This is a genomic window from Arthrobacter sp. AZCC_0090 (genome assembly GCF_014207375.1).
Lineage (GTDB): Bacteria > Actinomycetota > Actinomycetes > Actinomycetales > Micrococcaceae > Arthrobacter.
This window is the reverse complement of the sequence record NZ_JACHEE010000009.1, coordinates 199,969-222,739: the sequence shown is the minus strand read 5'-3', so window position 1 is coordinate 222,739 and position 22,771 is coordinate 199,969. Positions and strand designations below refer to the sequence as shown.

General features: G+C 62.2%; 13 protein-coding genes. 11 read left to right on the top strand and 2 right to left on the bottom strand.

The features are described from left to right. Positions 1-229: 229 nt before the first annotated feature. From HNP00_RS15610 to rplL, 4 genes are all read left to right on the top strand, one after another. Entirely contained in the window at positions 230-1,321 is a 1,092-nt protein-coding gene (locus HNP00_RS15610; RefSeq protein WP_184740629.1) for a GNAT family N-acetyltransferase, read from the top strand. Further along, on the top strand, positions 1,300-2,451 hold the full coding sequence (locus HNP00_RS15605; protein ID WP_395893825.1) for a GNAT family N-acetyltransferase: 1,152 nt from the start codon (positions 1,300-1,302) through the stop codon (positions 2,449-2,451). The genes HNP00_RS15610 and HNP00_RS15605 overlap by 22 nt, the downstream gene beginning before the upstream one ends. Before the next feature lie 300 nt (positions 2,452-2,751). Next, complete coding sequence (gene rplJ / locus HNP00_RS15600) at positions 2,752-3,357, top strand: 50S ribosomal protein L10 (RefSeq protein WP_184740627.1); 606 nt, start codon at positions 2,752-2,754, stop codon at positions 3,355-3,357. Positions 3,358-3,433: 76 nt separating this feature from the next. Next, positions 3,434-3,811, top strand: a complete 378-nt coding sequence (gene rplL, locus HNP00_RS15595; RefSeq protein WP_184740626.1) for a 50S ribosomal protein L7/L12 — start codon at positions 3,434-3,436, stop codon at positions 3,809-3,811. A 153-nt stretch (positions 3,812-3,964) separates the two neighbouring features. Here the strand turns inward: rplL and HNP00_RS15590 are convergent, their stop codons facing one another. Together HNP00_RS15590 and HNP00_RS15585 are read right to left on the bottom strand one after the other, a co-directional pair. Then, positions 3,965-4,432, bottom strand: coding sequence for an aminoacyl-tRNA deacylase (locus HNP00_RS15590; RefSeq protein WP_184740625.1), 468 nt, complete (start codon positions 4,430-4,432; stop codon positions 3,965-3,967). A 45-nt stretch (positions 4,433-4,477) separates the two neighbouring features. Continuing rightward, positions 4,478-5,686, bottom strand: a complete 1,209-nt coding sequence (locus tag HNP00_RS15585) for an acetyl-CoA C-acetyltransferase (RefSeq protein WP_184740624.1) — start codon at positions 5,684-5,686, stop codon at positions 4,478-4,480. 410 nt (positions 5,687-6,096) lie between these two features. Between HNP00_RS15585 and rpoB the strand changes: the two genes are divergently transcribed. The 7 genes from rpoB (at position 6,097) to HNP00_RS15550 (ending at position 22,763) form a co-directional block, all read left to right on the top strand. Then, positions 6,097-9,603, top strand: coding sequence for a DNA-directed RNA polymerase subunit beta (gene rpoB, locus HNP00_RS15580; protein WP_184740623.1), 3,507 nt, complete (start codon positions 6,097-6,099; stop codon positions 9,601-9,603). Positions 9,604-9,708: 105 nt separating this feature from the next. Beyond that, entirely contained in the window at positions 9,709-13,608 is a 3,900-nt protein-coding gene (locus HNP00_RS15575; protein ID WP_184740622.1) for a DNA-directed RNA polymerase subunit beta', read from the top strand. 450 nt (positions 13,609-14,058) lie between these two features. After that, complete coding sequence (gene rpsL, locus HNP00_RS15570) at positions 14,059-14,433, top strand: 30S ribosomal protein S12 (RefSeq protein WP_009358312.1); 375 nt, start codon at positions 14,059-14,061, stop codon at positions 14,431-14,433. Position 14,434: 1 nt separating this feature from the next. Further along, positions 14,435-14,905, top strand: coding sequence for a 30S ribosomal protein S7 (rpsG, locus tag HNP00_RS15565; RefSeq protein ID WP_059387355.1), 471 nt, complete (start codon positions 14,435-14,437; stop codon positions 14,903-14,905). 68 nt (positions 14,906-14,973) lie between these two features. Continuing rightward, complete coding sequence (gene fusA, locus HNP00_RS15560; RefSeq protein ID WP_184740621.1) at positions 14,974-17,088, top strand: elongation factor G; 2,115 nt, start codon at positions 14,974-14,976, stop codon at positions 17,086-17,088. Positions 17,089-17,325: 237 nt separating this feature from the next. After that, complete coding sequence (gene tuf, locus HNP00_RS15555; RefSeq protein WP_028265109.1) at positions 17,326-18,516, top strand: elongation factor Tu; 1,191 nt, start codon at positions 17,326-17,328, stop codon at positions 18,514-18,516. Between the two features lie 155 nt (positions 18,517-18,671). Continuing rightward, a complete protein-coding gene (locus HNP00_RS15550; RefSeq protein WP_184740620.1) occupies positions 18,672-22,763 on the top strand; it encodes a hypothetical protein in 4,092 nt (1,363 codons plus the stop codon). Positions 22,764-22,771: the final 8 nt, after the last annotated feature.

Here is a 22,771-nt window from a genome sequence, read left to right as displayed (position 1 = left end):
TCGCTTTCAAACGACCTAGCGAACCGCCGTATGCGAGGCCCGCACGTACGGTGGTGTGAGAGGAGGGCCGGGAAACCCGGCCCTCCTACTCGATTTTTGTCCGCCATGGGAGCCGCTTTCGCGGCGTGGTGAAGCGTACGACGGCGGCTCGCGGCCACCCGGGGTCCGGCACCTGGGCGCGGCCGACAGGTACCTATCGCGGCTTGCAGCCTCTGATTAGGCTGGGGACATGACAGGCCAGCTTCCGGACTTCAGGATCCATGAGCTCCACTTGCCGGAGTCCCTGGAAGGACCGGAGGGCAAGGAGTTCCGGGAGCTTTGCTCCGCAATGGACGCCATGGTGCTGGAAACCTGGGGAAACTTGGACAGGGCATCCTCGGCCCCATCCCGTCTCGCGGCTTGGCGCGGCACTCCTTACGAGGCATCCAGGATCTTTTCCGCTCGGGATCACGGCGGCATTGTCGGCTATGCTTCCTGCGCCGTTCCGCTCAAAGACAACGCCGGGACCGCATGGCTGGACGTAGGTGTCTTGCAGAAGTATCGCGGACAGGGAATCGGAACCGCATTGCTCCGCACAGTGGAGGAGGTCGCGAAGGCCCAGGGGAGGCATGTCTTGCAGGCGCACACCGAGCACCCTGCCGGCTTCCCAGGAAGCGGTCTCCTTGACCCGGCCACGGGAGCCGGGGGAGTGCCCGGAGACGGTCCAGAAGTCACCTTCTGCCTCAAAAACGGATACAGCCTGGAGCAGGCCAGCAGGTTCAGCGGGCTGGAAATGGACCACAAGGCCGAGTGGGCGAGCCTTGAGCTCGCGGCGCATTCCAAGGCGGACGCCGCATACGAGGTAGTTAGCTGGACTAACCGTTGTCCCGGCGAATACGTGGAGCAGATGGCAGTTCTGATGGGCCGTATGAGCACTGATACTCCCGCGGGAGGCCTTGAGATTGAGGCAGAAGCCTGGGACGCGGCCCGCATCAGGCAACTTGAGGACACTACCCGTGCCGAGGGCCAGACCGCCCTGGTGGCAGCCGCACGACATCGTTCAACGGGGGAACTCGCCGCGTACACCGTGATTTACCTTGATCCCGCGAAGCCATGGGTGGCCGATCAGGACGACACCTTGGTGGCGGGGCCCCACAGAGGCCACGGGCTGGGAATGCTCGTGAAGCTGGCGAACTTGAGAAGACTGCAAGCGGAATATCCGGCTGTCCAGCGCGTCATGACTTTTAACGCCGAGGAAAACGAACATATGCTGGCCATCAACGTACAGCTCGGCTTCCGACCGGTGGGATACGACGGCGAATGGCAAAAGAGGACCAAATGACGAGCACGGTGGAGATCGGCCAACTCTGGATCCCGGATTCCCTTGACGCCGACGACGCGAAGGATTTCCTCGCCGCCGTGGAAGTCAGCCGCAAAGTCCGGATGCAGATCTGGGGGAGCGACGATCTCGCCTACACGCCGTTGGAGAAACTGCTCGAACTCGCAGATCCTTACGAACGCCAAGTCATCCTTGTGGCCCGCGTCGACGGCCGCATCGTCGGCACGGTTGATATCGCGCTGCCGCTCGCCGACAACATGGACCTGGCCGAATTCACCCTCGACATCCTCCCGGAGTTCCAACGCAGGGGCGTCGGGCGGCAGCTTCTGGAGGCCGCCGAACACTTCGCCAAGAGCGAGGGCAGGACAATGATCATGGTGGACACCAACCATCCTGCCGCGTCCTTGCATGGCGGTGCCGACGAACAATTGGTGCCGGGCAGCGGCCTCGGGTTCGTCCCCTTGGCCAGCCGTGAGGTCGACTTCGCCCGACGCACCGGCTACACGCTCCAGCACATCGAACAGTTCAGTTCCTGCACCCTGCCGCTGGATTCGAAACTCGTCGCTGAGCTTGAGGCTGAGGCGGAAGACGCGAATGCCGGCCGTTACCGTGTCCACCACTGGACGGACCGCTGCCCGGAACAGTGGCTCGAAGCCGTGGCGGCGCTCGAGAATGCTGCCGGCGAAATAGTATCGGAGGGCAGCGAGACTGCGGAGGCCGAGCAGCAGCAGTTAGTGTTCGACGCCGGTGTCCTCCGTCAGGCGGAAGAAGCCGCCGTCGCGCAGGGACGCCGAACGGTGGTCACCGCCGTCGAGCACGTCGCCAGCGGGCGGATCGTCGGGCTCACCACAATCGGCGTCCTGGCGCAGCGTCAGGATGTCGTCTTCCAAGACGACACGATCGTCCTGCAGGAGCACCGGGGAAACAAGCTCGGGCTCCTCATCAAGGTCGCCAACATGCAACGCCTCAGCGAGCAGTTCCCTGACGCCCGGGTGATCTACACCTGGAATGCGCCGGAAAACCGGTACCTGCTGACGGTGAACAAGCAATTGGGATTCACCACGGCTGGAGTCACGGGCCTGTGGCAAAAGGAACTGCCGGACATGGGTCCGAAGGTCACTTCTTCCGAGTGAGCGGCGTGATTTGGTTTGCACCTGCCCGTCCCGTAAGCTTGAACTACCAAAGACCGTCGGTTGATGGGAATCCACTCCTCTGGGCGCTGCTCAACACTGCAGCCGCGCGCGGAAGAACCAAGTGGTTTCCCTGACGAAGGACCCTGACAAAGGGCGGCCGGCGCAGGTGAACGAAGCAAGTCTCCATGATCATTTGATCGTGTCGAGCCAAGCCCCGTGCATCTGCGCGGGGCGTTTTTTAGTTACAGCTCTTTTGAGCGGGGACCCGGAAGACCGGCTTTATTCCCCGGAAGGAGGGTTATGGCAACGCCTAGCAAGATCTCTGCAGTAGCTGAGATCACGAACGATTTCAAGGAATCGAACGCCGCTGTCCTGACCGAATACCGCGGGCTCTCTGTCGCACAGCTCAAGGAGCTGCGTGTTTCTCTCGGCCTGGACACCAAGTTCTCGGTCGTCAAGAACACCCTGACCGCCATTGCAGCCAAGGAAGCTGGTGTCGAAGCATTCGACGGTCAGCTCGCCGGCCCCACTGCGATTGCATTCATCAAGGGTGACGCGGTTGCTGCCGCCAAGAGCCTGACGGACTTTGCCAAGGTCAACAAGCAGCTGGTCATCAAGACCGGTTACTTCGAAGGCAAGGCACTGAACGCAGCAGAGGTTGCCGCTCTGGCAGCCCTCGAGTCCCGTGAGCTGCAGCTCGCAAAGGTTGCAGGCATCCTCAAGGCACCTGCTGCCGCTGCTGCACGCATCATTGACGCTCTGCGCCTCAAGGTTGAAGAAGAGGGCGGCGCTGTAGCACCGGCCGCTGAAGAAGCACCGGCTGCCGAAGAGGCTCCCGCCGAGGCTGCTGCAGAAGAGGCTGCCGCTCCGGCTGAAGCCGCTGAAGCAGCAACCGAAGAGAACTAAGTTCTCCCCCCACCAAACTGAGGTGCGGTAACGGACGATGTCCGTAGCGGCACCACCTAAAGGAAGGACGCCAAACATGGCGAAGCTCAGCAACGAAGAGCTCATTGAAGCTTTCAAGGAACTGACCATCATCGAGCTCTCCGAGTTCGTCAAGCTCTTCGAAGAGACCTTCGAAGTTACTGCTGCTGCTGTTGCAGTTGCAGGCCCGGCTGCGGGCGGCGCTGGCGAAGAAGCCGAAGAGAAGACCGAATTTGATGTCATCCTCGAAGCTGCCGGCGACAAGAAGATCGCAGTGATCAAGGAAGTTCGCGCCATCACCTCCCTCGGCCTCAAGGAAGCCAAGGACCTGGTTGACAGCGCACCGAAGGCCGTCCTCGAAGGCGCCAACAAGGAAGCCGCAGAGAAGGCCAAGGAGCAGCTCGAAGCTGCCGGCGCCACGGTTACTGTCAAGTAACTCGCCTTTTCGGGTAATTCACTTTACCCACGAGCCCCGTCCGGATTCGTCCGGGCGGGGCTTCCTGCATTTTAAGAGCAACGCGGGGTCACTTACGGCCCACTGGGTCCTGCTGGATGGGCCGTAAGTGACCCCGCGTTGCCTTTGGAAGGGTCAGAGGGGGTCGCTGATGTCGGCCACCACGGCCTTCAAAGCAAGAGCCAGTTCGTCGGCCTTCACGAAAGCGCTGAATCCGTGTTCGCCAGCACCCATGGATACCCGCCGTCCTGCGATGCTGGCATCTGCATAGACCGGCCAGGGCTTTGAGCTTCCCAACGGAGTGATCGTGCCGCGCTCATAGCCGGTGGCCTCGAAGGCGATATCGGCGGAGGGCATGGACAGCTTGTTGACGCCGAGGAGTGCGCGCAGCTTGGGCCAGGAGATCTGCCGGTCGCCAGGAACCAGCGCGAAAAGGAAGGTGCCGTCCCGGTGTTTGACGACAAGGGACTTCACAATGTCCGACGGCGTGATCCCCATGATGCGGGCCGCTTCCTCGAGGCTTCCTGCCGCCGCCCGTTCAACGAGCTGGACTTCCAGGCCGCGGGCGGCCGCGTCAGCCAAGAACCGCTCAGTGCCGCGCATTCATGCCTCGATTCTCAAGTGGCCGCTGCCGAATATGGCGCATTCCTAGTCGCGGTACAGGAGCAGTGCTTCGCCCTGGCCCCCGCCGCCACACAGGGCGACCGCCGCCTTGCCCTTGCCCCGGCGCTTCAGCTCGTGGGCTGCATGCAGGGCAAGCCGGGCTCCGGAAGCGCCGATCGGGTGTCCAATCGCGATTGCTCCGCCGTGGACATTGCACTTCTCCAAGGGATAGTCCAGGTCCTTCAAGGACTGCACCGCAACCGAGCCGAAGGCTTCGTTGATCTCGATGAAGTCCAGATCGGCCGTTGTCCACCCCGCGCGGTCCAGGGCGTGCCGTATCGCGTTGGATGGCTGCGAATGCAGGCTGTTGTCGGGTCCCGCTACCTGGCCGGGCTTGCCGACGACGGCAAGGTAGTCAAGGCCGTTTTCCTCGGCAAAGGCGCGGCTCGTGAGCACGAGTGCGGAGGCGCCGTCGGACAGGGGAGAGGAGTTGCCCGCGGTGATGGTTCCGTCGGTGGCAAAGGCGCCCTTCAGGGGTGCCAGGGTCTCCAGCGTGGTCTGGGGGCGGACGCCTTCGTCGCTTGTCAGCACCAAGGGTTCTCCCTTGCGCTGTTTGACGCTGATAGGTGTGATCTCGCCGTCGAACACTCCTTGCGCGGCGGCCGCAGCCGCGCGCTGGTGCGAAGCGGCGGCAACTTCATCCTGGGACCGGCGGTCGATGCCTAGCGAGAGGTTCTTGATCTCGGTGGACAGGCCCATTGACTGGCCGTCAAAAGCATCGGTTAGGCCGTCGTGGGCCGCAACATCGAGGGCCTGGATCGCCCCGTAGCTCCAGCCTTGCCTCGAACCCGGCAGCAGGTGGGGAGCGCGGCTCATCGATTCCTGGCCGCCGGCAACCACGACGGCGGCATCGCCGCTGCGGATCATTCGCGCGGCATCGATCACGGCAGTCAGCCCGGAGAGACACACCTTGTTGATGGTGACGGCCGGGATGTTCCAGCCGATGCCGGCGGCGATGGCACTTTGCCGGGCCGGATTCTGGCCGGCGCCCGCTTGCAGGACCTGTCCCATGATCACCGCGTCCACTTTGTCCGCGGTGAGCCCGCTCGCCGCGATGGCGCCTGAAATGGCGTGCGCGCCGAGTTCGACGGCGGTGAGTCCAGCCAGCTGACCGTTCAACCGGCCCTGTGGGGTACGGCTGGCGGAAAGGATGACAACGTCGTTGTTGTCTTTGTTGTCCGAGGGGGTGCTCATTTTCTCTCTTCCGGTCAAGGGTGGTGAGCCTAGGCTACCGTGACGCCCATCACCTCTCCATTCAACAATGGAGCCCGGAACAACATTCCGCCGACGGCGGTGTGGGGCCGGGGCGCATAGGTGCCTGTAGCAACTGTGCTTGCATTCAAGCGAAATGTGGGGTAGACAGGTGGGTTGATTTGCCGTATTGTGGATATTTGCGTCTTCCCTGTTAACCTTCAGCCTTCATATAGCGGTGGGCTTTGCCCCTCAGCTGCGCCATTTGATGTGCCGTTTAGAACGTGCATGCTCCTGGTCAGCCGGGGTCCCGGGTCATATAGCGGAACCGGAAAGGTACACTGCGGATTCAATCTGCAGGGTGCAAGCGGGGGAGATCTGAAAACGCCTGAAGGTCTGTGGAAGGATCCCTCTTGGTCGCCTCGAGCACCTCTAATAACGAAACCGCTAATACGGCAAGCACCGATGGTGCAACTCGCCGGCTCTCATTCGCAAAGATTCACGAACCGCTGGACGTTCCGAATCTGCTCGCACTGCAGACAGACAGCTTTGACTGGCTGGTCGGTAACGAACGCTGGCAGGCGCGGGTAGCGAAGGCTGTCGAGGAAGGCGACCTGAGCGTCGCCACCACCTCTGGACTTGCCGACATCTTCGAAGAGATCTCCCCCATCGAGGACTTCCAGGGCACTATGTCCCTGAGCTTCTCCGAGCCGGAGTTCGCTGATCCGAAGTACACCATGGCCGAATGCAAAGACCGCGACGCCACCTACTCGGCACCGCTGTATGTCAAGGCCGAGTTCATGAACAACAACACGGGTGAAATCAAGCAGCAGACCGTGTTCATGGGCGATTTCCCTCTCATGACCGAGAAGGGAACGTTCGTTGTCAACGGCACCGAGCGTGTCGTCGTCTCCCAGCTGGTCCGTTCGCCGGGCGCCTACTTTGAGCGCACCGCTGACAAGACCAGTGACAAGGACATCTTCACTGCAAAGATCATCCCGTCCCGCGGTGCATGGTTCGAGCTCGAAATCGACAAGCGCGACCAGGTCGGCGTTCGTCTCGACCGTAAGCGCAAGCAGTCGGTCACCGTTTTGCTGAAGGCCCTTGGCTGGACCGAAGGCCAGATCCTGGAAGAGTTCGGCCAGTACGACTCCATGCGTGCAACGCTGGAGAAGGACGCCACCGAAACCCGCGAAGACGCCCTTCTGGACATCTACCGCAAGCTGCGTCCGGGCGAGCCGCCCACCGTCGAGGCTGCCCAGTCCCTGCTGGACAACCTGTACTTCAATGCAAAGCGCTACGATCTGGCCAAGGTTGGCCGTTACAAGATCAACCGCAAGCTCGGCATTGACCGTTCCCTTGGCGACAAGGAAGCTTCGGTCCTGCACGTTGAAGACATCGTCGCCATGATCAAGTTCCTCGTCGCGCTTCACGCTGGCGAGAAGACCCTCATGGGCAAGCGCGATGGCGAAGACCACGAGCTCCGCGTCGAGATCGATGACATCGACCACTTCGGCAACCGCCGCATCCGCGCCGTCGGCGAATTGATCGAGAACCAGGTCCGCACCGGCCTGTCCCGCATGGAGCGCGTCGTCCGCGAACGCATGACCACGCAGGACGTCGAAGCGATCACGCCTCAGACCCTGATCAACATCCGCCCTGTCGTGGCAGCGATCAAGGAGTTCTTCGGAACGTCCCAGCTGTCCCAGTTCATGGACCAGAACAACCCGTTGTCGGGTTTGACCCACAAGCGCCGCCTGTCGGCCCTTGGCCCGGGTGGTCTGTCCCGTGATCGCGCAGGCATGGAAGTTCGAGACGTTCACCCGTCCCACTACGGACGTATGTGCCCCATCGAAACTCCTGAAGGCCCGAACATTGGCCTGATCGGTTCGTTGGCTTCCTACGGCCGGATCAACCCGTTCGGTTTCATCGAGACTCCGTACCGTTTGGTTTCCGAGGGCGTCGTGTCCGATGAGGTCCAGTACCTCACCGCCGACGACGAAGCCGAAGTCCTGATCGCACAGGCCAACGCACCGCTGGACGCCGACAAGAAGTTCGCGGAAGAAACCGTGCTTGTCCGTGCCCGTGGTGGTGGAGGCGAGCCTGTTCTGGTTCCGGCTGCCGACGTTCAGTTCATGGACGTCTCCCCGCGCCAGATGGTGTCCGTGGCTACCGCCCTGATTCCGTTCCTTGAGCATGACGATGCAAACCGCGCACTCATGGGTGCCAACATGCAGCGCCAGGCTGTGCCGCTGGTCCGTTCCGAGGCCCCGTTCGTGGGTACCGGCATGGAGCGCGCTGCCGCGGTCGACGCCGGTGACGTTGTCATCGCGAAGAAGGCTGGTGTCGTCAACGAAGTTTCCGCTGACCTCGTCACCATGCTCAACGACGACGGCACGGAAACGAGCTACCGCATCAACAAGTTCGCCCGTTCAAACCAGGGCAACTGCTACAACCACCGTGTCCTCGTCAACGAAGGCCAGCGCCTCGAAGTCGGCGGCATCATCGCCGACGGCCCGGCAACGGACCAGGGTGAACTCGCCCTCGGCAAGAACCTCCTCGTGGCATTCATGTCCTGGGAAGGCCACAACTTCGAGGACGCCATCATCCTCTCGCAGCGCATCGTTGCTGAGGACGTTCTTTCCTCCATCCACATCGAGGAGCACGAGATCGATGCCCGCGACACCAAGCTTGGTGCCGAGGAAATCACCCGTGACATCCCCAACGTGTCCGAGGAAGTCCTCGCAGGACTGGACGAGCGCGGCATCATCCACATCGGTGCAGAGGTTGAAGCCGGCGACATCCTGGTCGGTAAGGTCACCCCGAAGGGTGAAACCGAACTGACCCCGGAAGAGCGCCTGCTCCGTGCGATCTTCGGTGAGAAGTCCCGCGAAGTGCGTGACACCTCCCTGAAGGTTCCCCACGGTGAGTCCGGCACGGTTATCGGCGTGCGCGTCTTCGACCGCGACAACGACGACGAGTTGCCCCCGGGCGTCAACCAGCTCGTGCGCGTCTACGTAGCTGCCAAGCGCAAGATCACCGACGGCGACAAGCTCGCCGGCCGTCACGGCAACAAGGGCGTTATCTCCAAGATCTTGCCCGTAGAAGACATGCCGTTCCTTGCTGACGGTACGCCGGTGGACATCGTCCTGAACCCCTTGGGTGTTCCGGGTCGAATGAACGTCGGCCAGGTGCTCGAAACGCACCTTGGTTGGGTTGCCAAGACCGGTTGGAAGATCGAAGGCGAGCCGGAGTGGGTCAAGAACCTCCCGAACCTGCCTCGTGAAACCGGCCAGACGACTGTCGCCACCCCGGTGTTCGACGGTGCACGCGAAGAGGAAATCACAGGTCTGCTGGATTCCACCAACGTGACCCGCGACGGCGACCGCCTGATCGACTCCTCCGGCAAGACGCGTCTGTTCGACGGCCGCTCCGGCGAGCCGTTCCCGGACCCGATCTCCGTTGGCTACATGTACATCCTGAAGCTCCACCACCTGGTGGACGACAAGATCCACGCTCGCTCCACCGGCCCGTACTCCATGATCACGCAGCAGCCGCTGGGTGGTAAGGCGCAGTTCGGTGGCCAGCGCTTCGGTGAAATGGAAGTGTGGGCGCTCGAAGCATACGGTGCTGCCTACACCCTCCAGGAACTGCTCACGATCAAGTCGGATGACATCCACGGCCGCGTGAAGGTTTACGAAGCCATCGTCAAGGGCGAGAACATCCCCGAGCCTGGCGTTCCGGAATCCTTCAAGGTCTTGATCAAGGAAATGCAGTCGCTGTGCCTGAACGTGGAAGTTCTTTCCACGGATGGTACGACGATCGAAATGCGTGACTCTGATGACGCAGTCTTTACGGCTGCGGAAGAACTGGGCATTGATCTGTCTCGCGCAGAGCCCAGCTCCGTAGAAGAGGTCTAAACAGCCGCTTTTGGCTGGTGGTGCGAACCGCCAGCCAAAAGGCAGCTGCCTCTTTCCGTAAATCAAGACTTCAGAATTTAGAGAACAAGAGAGAACAGGGACCATATGTCCAGCGAATCCTCCTTCGGCCTCATGCAGATCGGCCTCGCCACCGCGGAAGACATCCGCGGCTGGTCGTACGGTGAGGTCAAGAAGCCGGAAACCATCAACTACCGCACGCTCAAGCCCGAGAAGGACGGCCTCTTCTGCGAGAAGATCTTCGGCCCGTCCCGGGACTGGGAATGCTACTGCGGCAAGTACAAGCGCGTGCGCTTCAAGGGCATCATCTGCGAGCGTTGTGGCGTTGAAGTCACCCGCGCCAAGGTGCGCCGCGAGCGCATGGGCCACATCGAACTGGCCGCTCCCGTCACGCACATCTGGTACTTCAAAGGTGTTCCCTCCCGTTTGGGCTACCTCCTTGACCTGGCACCGAAGGACCTCGAAAAGGTCATCTACTTCGCTGCCTACATGATCACCAGCGTGGACACCGAGAGCCGTCACGCGGAACTGCCGAACCTTCAGGTGGAGCACGACCTCGAGAAGAAGCAGCTCGTCGACAACCGCGACAGCGACATCGCCACGATTGCCCGCGACCTTGAGGACGAGCTTGCCCGCCTCGAAGGTGAAGGCGCCAAGGCTGCTGACAAGAAGAAGGCCCGCGACTCCGCAGACCGTCAGATGGCCAACGTCCGCAAGCGCGCGGATGCTGAGATCGAGCGCCTCGAGCAGGTCTGGGACCGCTTCAAGAACCTCAAGGTCGCCGACCTCGAAGGTGACGAAGGCCTGTACCGCGAACTGCGCGACCGCTACGGCATGTACTTCGAAGGCTCCATGGGTGCCGAAGCCATCAAGAAGCGTCTTGAGAACTTCGACATGCAGGCAGAGTCGGAGTCCCTGCGCGACACCATCCAGAACGGCAAGGGCCAGCGCAAGACCCGTGCCCTCAAGCGCCTGAAGGTCGTCAACGCATTCCTGACCACCAACAACAGCCCGCTCGGCATGGTGCTGGACGCCGTCCCGGTGATCCCGCCGGAACTGCGCCCGATGGTCCAGCTGGACGGTGGCCGCTTCGCGACCTCCGACCTCAACGACCTCTACCGCCGCGTGATCAACCGCAACAACCGACTCAAGCGACTGCTGGACCTAGGCGCTCCGGAGATCATCGTCAACAACGAGAAGCGCATGCTTCAGGAAGCTGTTGACAGCCTCTTCGACAACGGCCGCCGCGGCCGTCCGGTCACGGGTCCGGGCAACCGTCCGCTGAAGTCCCTGAGCGACATGCTCAAGGGCAAGCAGGGCCGTTTCCGCCAGAACCTGCTCGGTAAGCGCGTCGACTACTCCGGCCGTTCGGTCATCGTCGTCGGCCCGCAGCTGAAGCTGCACCAGTGTGGCCTGCCCAAGCAGATGGCCCTGGAGCTCTTCAAGCCGTTCGTGATGAAGCGACTGGTTGACCTCAACCACGCGCAGAACATCAAGTCGGCAAAGCGCATGGTCGAGCGTTACCGTCCGCAGGTCTGGGACGTGCTGGAAGAGATCATCACCGAACACCCGGTGCTGCTCAACCGTGCACCTACGCTGCACCGCCTCGGCATCCAGGCATTCGAGCCGCAGCTTGTTGAAGGCAAGGCCATCCAGCTTCACCCGCTGGTTTGTGGTGCCTTCAACGCCGACTTCGACGGCGACCAGATGGCAGTGCACCTGCCGCTGAGCCCCGAAGCGCAGGCTGAAGCCCGCATCCTGATGCTGTCCTCCAACAACATCTTGAAGCCGTCTGATGGCCGTCCGGTGACCCTGCCTTCGCAGGACATGATCATCGGTCTGTACCACCTGACCACCAAGCGCGTTGGTTCCGCAGGCGAAGGCCGGATCTTCTCCTCGGTTTCGGAAGCCATCATGGCCTACGATGCCCGCGAGCTGCACCTGAACTCCCAGGTCAAGATCCGCCTTGAGGGCTTTGTTCCTTACGCCGGCTGGGAAGCTCCGGAAGGTTGGGAGCCGGGTCAGACCGCACTGGTCCAGACCTCCCTCGGCCAGGTTCTCTTCAACGAGACCCTGCCGGAGGACTACCCGTGGGTTGAGGCTGTTGCCGACAAGGGCGAGCTTTCCCGGATCGTCAACGACCTCGCAGAGCGTTACCCCAAGGTTGTCACGGCTGCAACGCTGGACAACCTGAAGGATGCCGGTTTCTACTGGGCAACCCGCTCGGGCGTTACCGTGGCAATCTCCGACATCGAGGTGCCCACCTCCAAGCCGGCCATCCTGGCCGGTTACGAGACCATGGCTGCCAAGATCCAGGGCCAGTACGACAAGGGCCTGATCGACGACGACGAGCGTCGCCAGGAACTGATCGAGATCTGGAACAAGGCCACGAACGAGATCGCCCAGGCGATGCGTGACAGCCTGTCCCCGATGAACACCATCAACCGCATGGTGTCCTCCGGTGCACGTGGTAACTGGATGCAGGTCCGCCAGATCGCTGGTATCCGTGGTCTTGTGGCCAACCCGAAGGGTGAGATCATCCCGCGTCCGATCAAGTCCTCGTACCGCGAGGGCCTGTCGGTGCTGGAATACTTCATCGCCACGCACGGTGCCCGTAAGGGTCTGGCCGACACCGCGCTGCGTACCGCCAACTCGGGTTACCTGACCCGTCGTCTGGTGGACGTTTCGCAGGACGTCATCGTCCGTGAAGAGGACTGTGGCACCGAGCGTGGTCTCATGACCGCAATCGCCGTGCCGGACTCCAACGGTGAGCTGGTCCTGGACGAGAACGTCGAGAACAGCGCCTACGCACGTACCCTCGCCGTCGACGTCGTCGACTCCAAGGGTGCGGTGCTGGCAGCAGCCGGCACCGACTGCGGCGACGTCGTCATTGCCGAGTTACTCGCAGCCGGCATCACCGAGGTCAAGGTCCGTTCCGTGCTCACGTGTGAGTCCAAGGTCGGCACCTGTGCACTCTGCTACGGCCGTTCGCTGGCTACAGGCAAGACCGTGGACATCGGAGAGGCCGTTGGCATCATCGCCGCACAGTCGATCGGTGAACCCGGTACCCAGCTGACCATGCGTACGTTCCACACCGGTGGTGCTGTTTCCGCCAGCGGTGGCGACGACATCACGCAGGGTCTGCCCCGTATCCAGGAGCTCTTCGAAGCCCGTACTCCGAAGGGTGTTGCACCGATTGCTGAAGCAGCCGGCCGCATCGCCATCGAAGAGTCCGAGCGCCAGATGCGCCTCATCATCACCCCGGACGATGGTTCCGAGGAGATCGCCTACCCGGTGCTGCGCCGTTCCCGCCTCCTCATCGAGGATGGCGAGCACGTCAGTGTCGGCCAGAAGCTGATCAACGGTCCGGTGGACCCGAAGCAGGTTCTGCGCATCATGGGTCCGCGCGCCGCCCAGAAGTTCTTGGTGGACGAGGTCCAGGGCGTTTACCGCAGCCAGGGCATTGGCATCCACGACAAGCACGTGGAAGTCATCGTCCGTCAGATGCTGCGCCGCGTGACCGTCATCGAATCCGGCGACTCCGAGCTGCTTCCGGGCGAGCTCGCTGAGCGCAGCCGCTTCGAGGACGAGAACCGTCGCGTGGTGTCCGAGGGCCGTACCCCGGCTTCCGGTCGTCCGGAACTCATGGGTATCACCAAGGCATCCCTGGCAACCGAGTCCTGGCTGTCGGCCGCTTCCTTCCAGGAGACCACCCGCGTTCTGACGCAGGCGGCCATGGAAGGCAAGAGCGACCCGCTGCTCGGCCTCAAGGAGAACGTCATCATCGGTAAGCTCATCCCGGCCGGTACGGGCCTGCCCCGTTACACGGAAGTCACCGTGGAGCCGACTGAAGAAGCAAAGGCAAGCCTGTTCACGGGCCCCAGCGCCTTCACCGATTTCTCGTACGACGCGTTGGGCGGCGATGGAGCTCCCGAGTTCCACGCCATCCCGCTGGACGACTACGATCTCGGCAACGACTTCCGCTGACCGCGGTCAGGGCGGGCCCTTTCGTGTCGCGTTCCGCGCCACGTAGGGACCCTGCCGCCCTGCCCTTGGGCTTCACAAGTCAAGGAAGGACCCCGCACTCTGTGAGTGCGGGGTCCTTCCCGTTAGGGCCCGACGACGGCGCGGGGCAACCCGCCGTCGCTGTCTGCGCTTTACACCCGATTAAGTGCTTAGATCAAGCCATGCTAGAATTTTCGTAATTGTTCTGTGTGGCAGTGGATGAAGGCCGCCGCAGCATCATTTTGGTTTTGTTCTCATGATGTTGGGTGGAGCCTGTTTCCGGGTTGCGGGCTACGTGCGCAACGAATGCCGCACTTTTGCACGCCCACGAACCCTCACGGGGGAGTAGCCGCAAGGACAACGCCAAAGCTCTCACGCAACACAGGCTGACGCCTGGCGCGGGGCAGAGATCAACCAACGGAGAACACGAAAGTGCCTACGATTAACCAGCTGGTCCGCAAGGGCCGCACGCCTAAGGTCTCCAAGACCAAGGCTCCCGCGCTTAAGGGCAGCCCGATGCGCCGCGGTGTTTGCACCCGCGTTTACACGACCACCCCGAAGAAGCCGAACTCGGCTCTCCGTAAGGTTGCACGCGTGCGCCTCAACGGTGGCGTTGAAGTTACCGCCTACATCCCCGGTGTTGGCCACAACCTCCAGGAGCACTCCATCGTGCTCGTCCGTGGTGGTCGTGTGAAGGACCTCCCGGGTGTCCGTTACAAGATCGTCCGTGGTGCCCTCGATACCCAGGGTGTCAAGAACCGCAAGCAGGCCCGCAGCCGCTACGGCGCAAAGATGGAGAAGAAGTAATATGCCTCGCAAGGGTCCGGCCCCGAAGCGGCCGCTAGTTTCCGATCCCGTTTACGGTTCCCCGTTGGTCACCCAGCTGATCAACAAGGTTCTGATCGACGGCAAGAAGTCCACCGCAGAGCGCATCGTTTACGGCGCACTCGAAGGTGCACGCGCCAAGTCCGGTGGCGACCCCGTCGCTGCCCTCAAGAAGGCCATGGACAACGTCAAGCCTTCCCTCGAGGTCCGCTCCCGCCGTGTCGGTGGCGCAACCTACCAGGTTCCCGTTGAGGTCAAGCCGGGCCGTTCCACCGCCCTCGCTCTCCGCTGGCTGGTTGGCTACTCCAAGGCCCGCCGCGAGAAGACGATGACCGAGCGCCTCCAGAACGAAATCCTGGATGCGTCCAACGGTCTCGGTGCCGCTGTGAAGCGTCGCGAAGACACCCACAAGATGGCCGAGTCGAACAAGGCCTTCGCACACTACCGCTGGTAAAACTTCCCGTACGCCGCCGGCTCCCTGAGCTGGCGGCGAACGTGTAGTCCATCCGAAAGGGAGACACCGTGGCACAGGACGTGCTTACCGACCTTAGCAAGGTCCGCAACATCGGCATCATGGCCCACATCGATGCCGGCAAGACCACCACCACCGAGCGCATCCTGTTCTACACGGGTGTGAACCACAAGATCGGCGAAACGCACGACGGCGCTTCGACGACCGACTGGATGGAACAGGAAAAGGAACGCGGCATCACCATCACGTCTGCCGCCGTGACCTGTTTCTGGGACAAGAACCAGATCAACATCATCGACACCCCGGGCCACGTGGACTTCACGGTTGAGGTTGAGCGCTCCCTGCGCGTCCTCGATGGCGCCGTTGCTGTCTTCGATGGCAAGGAAGGCGTTGAGCCGCAGTCCGAGACTGTTTGGCGCCAGGCCGACAAGTACAACGTGCCGCGTATCTGCTTCGTCAACAAGATGGACAAGCTCGGCGCTGACTTCTACTTCACCGTTGACACCATCATCAGCCGCCTCGGCGCCAAGCCGCTGGTTCTCCAGCTGCCGATCGGTGCAGAGAACGACTTCATCGGCGTCGTGGATCTCCTTGAGATGCGCGCACTGGTGTGGCCGGGCGATGCCAAGGGTGACGTCACCATGGGTGCCAAGTACGAGGTCCAGGAGATCCCCGCCGATCTCCAGGCCAAGGCTGAGGAATACCGCGCACAGCTCGTTGAGACTGTTGCCGAGGCTTCCGAAGAACTCATGGAGAAGTACCTCGACGGTGAAGAACTCACGGTCGAGGAGCTCAAGGCCGGCATCCGCAAGATGACCATCAACTCTGAGCTCTACCCGGTTCTCTGTGGTTCTGCCTTCAAGAACCGTGGCGTACAGCCGATGCTGGATGCTGTTGTTGACTTCCTGCCGAACCCGCTTGACGTCCCGCCCATGGTCGGTCACGACCCGCGCGACGAAGAGAAGGAACTCACCCGCAAGCCTTCTGCTGAAGAGCCGTTCTCGGCCCTGGCGTTCAAGATTGCGGCGCACCCGTTCTTCGGTCAGCTCACCTTCATCCGCGTGTACTCCGGTCACGTGGAGGCAGGCGCCCAGGTGGTCAACTCCACCAAGGGCAAGAAGGAGCGCATCGGCAAGCTGTTCCAGATGCACGCCAACAAGGAAATGCCTGTTGAGGGAGCTACCGCAGGCCACATCTACGCAGCCATCGGTCTGAAGGACACCACCACGGGCGACACCCTGTGCGACGCGAACAACCAGATCGTCCTCGAGTCCATGAGCTTCCCTGAGCCCGTGATCTCGGTTGCCATCGAGCCGAACACCAAGGGTGACCAGGAGAAGCTTTCCACGGCCATCCAGAAGCTCTCCGCTGAGGACCCGACCTTCCAGGTCTCCCTCAACGAGGACACCGGTCAGACCATCATCGCCGGCATGGGCGAGCTCCACCTGGACATCCTGGTGGACCGCATGCGCCGCGAATTCAAGGTCGAGGCAAACGTCGGCAAGCCGCAGGTTGCTTACCGCGAAACCATCAAGCGCGCTGTAGAGCGTCACGACTACACGCACAAGAAGCAGACCGGTGGTTCGGGTCAGTTCGCAAAGATCCAGATCGCTATCGAGCCGATGGACACCGCCGACGGCGAGCTCTACGCGTTCGAGAACAAAGTCACCGGTGGCCGCGTGCCCCGCGAGTACATCCCGTCCGTTGACGCGGGCATCCAGGATGCACTCAACGACGGCGTTCTGGCCGGCTACCCGGTTGTCGGCATCAAGGCCACGCTGATTGACGGCGCCTACCACGATGTTGACTCCTCGGAAATGGCGTTCAAGATTGCCGGCCGTATGGCTTTCAAGGAAGCCGCACGCAAGGCGAACCCTGTTCTGCTCGAACCGCTGATGGATGTTGAGGTCCGCACCCCTGAGGAATACATGGGTGAAGTTATTGGTGACCTGAACTCCCGCCGTGGCCAGATGCAGTCCATGGAAGACGCCGCTGGCGTCAAGGTGATCCGTGCGCACGTTCCGCTGTCCGGCATGTTCGGCTACATCGGCGACCTGCGTTCGAAGACCCAGGGCCGTGCTGTGTACTCCATGACGTTCAACAGCTACGCCGAGGTCCCGAAGGCAGTCGCCGACGAGATCATCCAGAAGACCCGCGGCGAGTAATCACCGACGGAAAAACCAGGATGCTGGCCCGGTTTCGGGAAAGCATCCAGTGCAGGTGGCCGGGCCGTGGCCCAGGCCCGGGTCCGGCCCCTGCACGAACAGACTCCAGGTACTAGCATTGGTTCCTGAATCTGCAATTTCACCAAAACCAAAGCCCCCAAGTAGACTTGCTGGAGTTTCTGCCGCGAAAAGCGCGGCCGAGGAGCAACTCACTTGAAATCGTTCTAGGAGGAACCTGTGGCAAAGGCAAAGTTCGAGCGGACTAAGCCGCACGTCAACATCGGCACCATTGGTCACGTTGACCACGGTAAGACGACGCTGACTGCCGCCATTTCCAAGGTGCTGTACGACAAGTACCCCACTCTCAACGAGCAGCGCGACTTCGCGTCGATTGACTCTGCTCCGGAAGAGCGCCAGCGTGGTATTACCATCAACATCTCCCACGTTGAGTACCAGACCGAGAAGCGCCACTACGCACACGTAGACGCTCCGGGTCACGCTGACTACATCAAGAACATGATCACCGGTGCTGCCCAGATGGACGGTGCGATCCTCGTTGTTGCCGCCACTGACGGCCCGATGGCTCAGACCCGCGAGCACGTTCTGCTCGCCCGCCAGGTTGGTGTTCCCTACCTGCTGGTCGCGCTGAACAAGTCGGACATGGTCGACGACGAAGAGCTTCTCGACCTCGTTGAAATGGAAGTTCGCGAGCTGCTCAGCGCTCAGGGCTTCGATGGCGACGACGCTCCGGTTGTGCGTGTTTCCGGCCTCAAGGCACTCGAAGGCGACCCGGTTTGGGTCAAGTCCGTCGAAGACCTCATGGAAGCTGTCGACAACTCGGTTCCGGACCCCGTACGTGACCGTGACAAGCCGTTCCTGATGCCGATCGAAGATGTCTTCACGATCACCGGCCGTGGCACCGTTGTTACGGGTCGCGCCGAGCGCGGTACCCTCGCGATCAACTCTGAAGTTGAAATCGTTGGTATCCGTCCGGTCCAGAAGACCACCGTTACCGGTATCGAGATGTTCCACAAGCAGCTCGACGAAGCATGGGCTGGCGAGAACTGTGGCCTCCTGCTCCGCGGTCTGAAGCGCGACGACGTCGAGCGTGGCCAGGTTGTCGTCAAGCCGGGTTCCATCACCCCGCACACCGACTTCGAGGCTAACGTCTACATCCTGTCCAAGGACGAAGGCGGACGTCACAACCCGTTCTACTCGAACTACCGCCCGCAGTTCTACTTCCGTACCACGGACGTAACCGGCGTTATCACCCTGCCGGAAGGCACGGAAATGGTTATGCCTGGCGACAACACTGAGATGACCGTTGAGCTCATCCAGCCGATCGCTATGGAAGAGGGCCTCGGCTTCGCAATCCGTGAAGGTGGCCGCACCGTTGGTTCGGGACGTGTCACCAAGATCCTCAAGTAGTTTCTGCTTGTAGATCGGTGAAGGACTGGCTGTCTAGCGGCCGGTAGCAAACCAAAGAAGAACCCCGTCACTACTGTGGCGGGGTTCTTCTTTGGTATAGTTTATCTATCGAATGGATAAATTGAGCATCACCCACCCTGGACAGGAGAGCAGCAATGTCTGGCTTCTTTGGCACCATCCTCGCGCTGGCCGTCGTGCTCCTGATCGCCGTGGTGTCCTATTCAGCAGGGAAATCAAAAGGACGCGAGCTGCTCGGACGCGCCCGCCAGCAGCTAGAGGACGATTCCGATCGGCTTTATCGCTCCGGGTATCTGGCCGGCCACGCGGCTGGGTGGCGCGACGCCGACGCTCGCCGCGGAACCGATCGTGCAGAAGGGCCGGCCTCCCGCCCGCCCAGTTCCGCGAGCACACAACCCTCCCGGCCGGTTCTTGTGCAGACCGCCCCCTTCTGGCCTGTTTCAGCCCCGTCTGCGCCCCAGCCACCGGCGGTACAGCCCCAACCGCAATCAATCCAGTCGATTCCTCCTGAGATGCTGCGTGCCGAGCAAGCGGCGCGGAAACAAAAACGGGATCGGCAGAACATCAACGTCACGCTCTACGTGGCCAGCCTTCTGCTGGTTGCCGCTTCAGCTCTGTTCATCGGGACCAGCCTCCCGTCCGTTCTCCGCTTCGCGGGCGTCTGGGCTATCACGGGCGCCTTTTACGGATCCGGTTTCATCCTCCACGCCAGGGCTCCCAGGCTACGGCCCGCCGCAATCGCGTTCGCCGGAACAGGGCTTGCCCTGATCCCCGTGACCGGCCTGGCAATGTACAACTTCGCCTTGAACAACGGCCCTGCCGCCTGGCTGGTCACGTCCATCGTCGGCACGGTGGCCTATGTCCTCGCCGCCGTCCGTTTGGACAACAAGGTTCTCGCGTTCTTGTCCTTCGGTTTTGTTGTCTCTACGGGCTGGTCCGGCGTGTCCATGCTGGGCGGCGCGCTTGTCTGGTATTTCGCTTCACTCATCGGTCTCGCCGTGCTTCTGTCCCTCGTGGCCTTGCGTAGGCCGCACTGGCTCCCGCCAACCTATGTTCAGCCGTTGATGGCCTTGCACCCGTATGTCGTGCCGTTCGTGGCCGTAGCCGTAACTTTCGTGCCGCAACATCTGGCCAAGGGGGAGTACACCCTGATCATGATGGTGTGTGGCTTGTATTTTGCCGTGATGGCTGCTCTTCCGCAGGGCCGGTTTCGCCTTCAACAGTTCTATGCCGCGCGGCTTGCGTTCACTGTGGCCGGTCCGGTGGCGTTGTCCGACGCCGGGGCCGGGCTGCCGGAGGTGCTGCTGGCGGGAGTGGTTCTGCTGGCCCTGCAGTCGCAGTGGTCGGCATTCGACAGTAGGCGGCTCGCCCGTTGGTTCCCGGGGGCGGGAACCTCCCAGGCGATCCGGCGGTGCTGGATTGATGCCGTGGTGTGCTTTGGCCTTCAACTGGCGGCTGCCTTCATGGCGGCGTTCGCCATCCTGGCCCGGCATTCCGGGACGCCTGTGGGTATCCCGTTGTTTGCTACCCTCCTGTGCAGTTTGATCCTGGCATGGAAGCTGCGAGGACTCGCGGAGTGGCTCCCCGTGGCCGCCATTCTGGCGGCGGGGCCGTTTGTCGATGAACTTGGCGGTGCGCCGACGGCGGCATTGTTCGCCGCTGCCGGTGTGTACTGGTTGTTGAGGGCAAGGAAACCACTGGAGACCAAGCGCTTGGTCTTTGTCCTGGCGGGCCGCATTGCGCTGACTCTCGCCGTTCCCGCCTTGGCAGCGGGTCTCTTGGTGGACCGTCCCGACCGCCTGGCCGCCGTGATTCTGGCGTTCCTTGCCGCTGTCACGATCCAGTTGCTGTTGGAAGCCGGACTGTTCCGCTCGGGGATCAGGACGCTCGCTCCGACTGTCTGCCTCGTGGCCTTTGCCGGTGCCGGCATGTCCGTAATGCCTTGGCTTCTCCTCCTTGAGCGGATGCCCGGGCAACCCATGACGGTAGCGGCCGTTGTGATTCATGTCCTTGGAGCCATGCTGGCCGGCTCGATGTTGTTCCCGAGAGGCGCACAAGACCATCCACGGCGCGGAACCGTGGCCGAGTTCCTCGCACCAGTGTCAATCGCATGGGCGGGGATGCTATGCTTCGGCGCAGTGTCCCTGGCCCTGGGAAACACCGTGTTGCTCGCCTCCGTGTTGTACTTCGCTGTCCAGGCGCTGCGTCTTCCGCGCACACTGCATCGACGCAGCTATTGGTGGGCCGTCCGCGCCCTCGCGACTGTGCTCGCAGGCACGGGCTATATGCAATTGCTCCAGGACCAAAGCGGCCTGGTGCTCGCAGGGGAGACACTTCAGCTGGCCACAGTAGTCTTCGTCGCACTGGCCCTCCAGCTGATTCCGCCCCTTGCAGAGGCGGTCCGCGGCCCTGATCGAGGACTCGCGACACTCGACGCTGCCGTGGTGCTGCCGTTCATGGCTGGCGCTACCGCCGTCGTGAGCATCTCCGGAACGTACTTCGACAGCTCCGTGACCGATAGTTGGCAGGCTGGTGCGGTGTCCCTTCTCATGGCTGCATCGGCTGTGGCTGCTGGGTTCATGCTGCGGAGGGAGACTGGGTCCGCGGTCTTCGCGCCGGGCGCACTGGCGTTGTTGCTGGCGCTTCGCGGTGGAAACGTCCATGAGGTCGAGGCGTTGCTTGTAATCTTCGCGGGGTTTGCTGCGGTCATGGTGGCTGGGGCTCCAGAGCGGGTGGCCAAGGGCTTCTACTTCATGGCTGCCCGGATTCTCACGGCGGTCCTCGCAGCTGTTTTTGCCCATGACGTCACGGCCTCCGCGGCGGTGGTGTCACTGACCTTTGCGGGCGTTCTGATGGTGCAGCACATTATCCGCTGGCTCATGCGGAACCGCTTGCAGCAGATTCCCTTCCAACAGGCAGCCGTGTGGATCACGCCTGCCGCGCAGGCAGCGTTGCCGGCGAGCTATCTGCTTCAGCCGGAAGCCCACGACGGCGGTCGCTGGGTTCCGCTGATTGAGCTGGCCCTGCTTCTGGTTTCCGCAGTCGTCGCGAATCGGATCTTCGCTGCGCGAGGCGCGGAATATCTCACCGTTCCGGCGACAATTGCTTTGGTGGTGGCAGCAGGACCACACTTGTCATTCCCCGGCGGTACGTGGCTCGCCGAACCTCCACTGGGTCCGGTCGCGGCGCCCGTCGTGTTGCTCATCTTGGCGCTCCTGGTGACTGCGGGAAGACTGCTCATCCAGCCGGGAACTGGTGTTCCGGAACATTGGTTCTGGCTGGCGGCAGCACTATCATTTACCGGGGCCGGCGGCCTGCTGTCCGTGGACGAATCGGACAGCATCACGGGGATGGCAGGACTCGGACTCGCAGTGGTCTGTTTCGTCGCCTCCCACGTTGAGGGAATGCCTGGCTTCTATGCGTTTGCTTCGGCCGCGAGCATCGTCGGCGCCACGGTTTTCGCCGATTCGATCCTGGTTGAGGTTGCGATCCTCGGTCAGGCCGGGTATCAATGGGAGGATTTCTTGCCGTGGCTTGTGGGCTGCGTGGGGGCGGCCGTTGTACTCTACGCGGCGCGCTGGTCCGGGATCCCGAGCATCGGATCGCAGCCGGTGCGCAGGTTGTCGCTGGCAATTGCGGCTGGAGGGGGATTTGCCCTGGCTTCCGGTGCCGGCTTGCTTCACGATGACACCGCATTGGCTGGCACCGGCCTGCTTGGGGCGGCCGTGGCGGTTGCTTGCCTTGAGGTTCCCCGGGCCATCCGGTTAACTGTCGCAGAGATTGGCTCTATGCTGCTCCTTGCGGCCGTCCAGCGGGCGGTTCTCTTCGCCCATGGAGCCAGGCCCGAGCTCTTTTGGGTGCTGCAATGGTTTGTGGTTCTCGGCGCCGTTTTGGCAGGGTTGCGCTACTACGCTGGAAGCGCCCTGGATGGACGTGTCAGGCTCGGACTGGCTGCAGGCTTGCTCTCCATCGGTGGCCTGCTCTCGATAGTCCCGGGGCCCGCCTTTTCGGGTACCGTCCCACAGCATCTTTGGGTCCTCGTGGGACACGCGGTGCTGCTGCTTGCCGGCCTACTCCTGGCTGAGCGCATGTTCGTATGGTGGGGTGCCGTGGGCGTTGCCCTCAGCATCATGTGGGCTCTCCGTTCCTACGCCTTCGCCATGCTCGCCGTGCTCGCACTGGCTCTGATCGCCCTGGCAGTCTGGCGCCTCAACAGGACTGCGCCCTGATAGCGTTG

Excerpts from the sequence above, each read along its gene's own strand:
- HNP00_RS15585 (WP_184740624.1), bottom strand. The coding sequence starts at position 5,686 with ATGAGCACCCCCTCGGACAACAAAGACAACAACGACGTTGTCATCCTT.
- HNP00_RS15590 (WP_184740625.1), bottom strand. The coding sequence starts at position 4,432 with ATGCGCGGCACTGAGCGGTTCTTGGCTGACGCGGCCGCCCGCGGCCTG.
- rpsG (WP_059387355.1), top strand. The coding sequence starts at position 14,435 with ATGCCTCGCAAGGGTCCGGCCCCGAAGCGGCCGCTAGTTTCCGATCCC.
- HNP00_RS15575 (WP_184740622.1), top strand. The coding sequence starts at position 9,709 with ATGTCCAGCGAATCCTCCTTCGGCCTCATGCAGATCGGCCTCGCCACC.
- rplJ (WP_184740627.1), top strand. The coding sequence starts at position 2,752 with ATGGCAACGCCTAGCAAGATCTCTGCAGTAGCTGAGATCACGAACGAT.
- HNP00_RS15605 (WP_395893825.1), top strand. The coding sequence starts at position 1,300 with ATGGCAAAAGAGGACCAAATGACGAGCACGGTGGAGATCGGCCAACTC.
- HNP00_RS15610 (WP_184740629.1), top strand. The coding sequence starts at position 230 with ATGACAGGCCAGCTTCCGGACTTCAGGATCCATGAGCTCCACTTGCCG.
- HNP00_RS15550 (WP_184740620.1), top strand. The coding sequence starts at position 18,672 with ATGTCTGGCTTCTTTGGCACCATCCTCGCGCTGGCCGTCGTGCTCCTG.
- rplL (WP_184740626.1), top strand. The coding sequence starts at position 3,434 with ATGGCGAAGCTCAGCAACGAAGAGCTCATTGAAGCTTTCAAGGAACTG.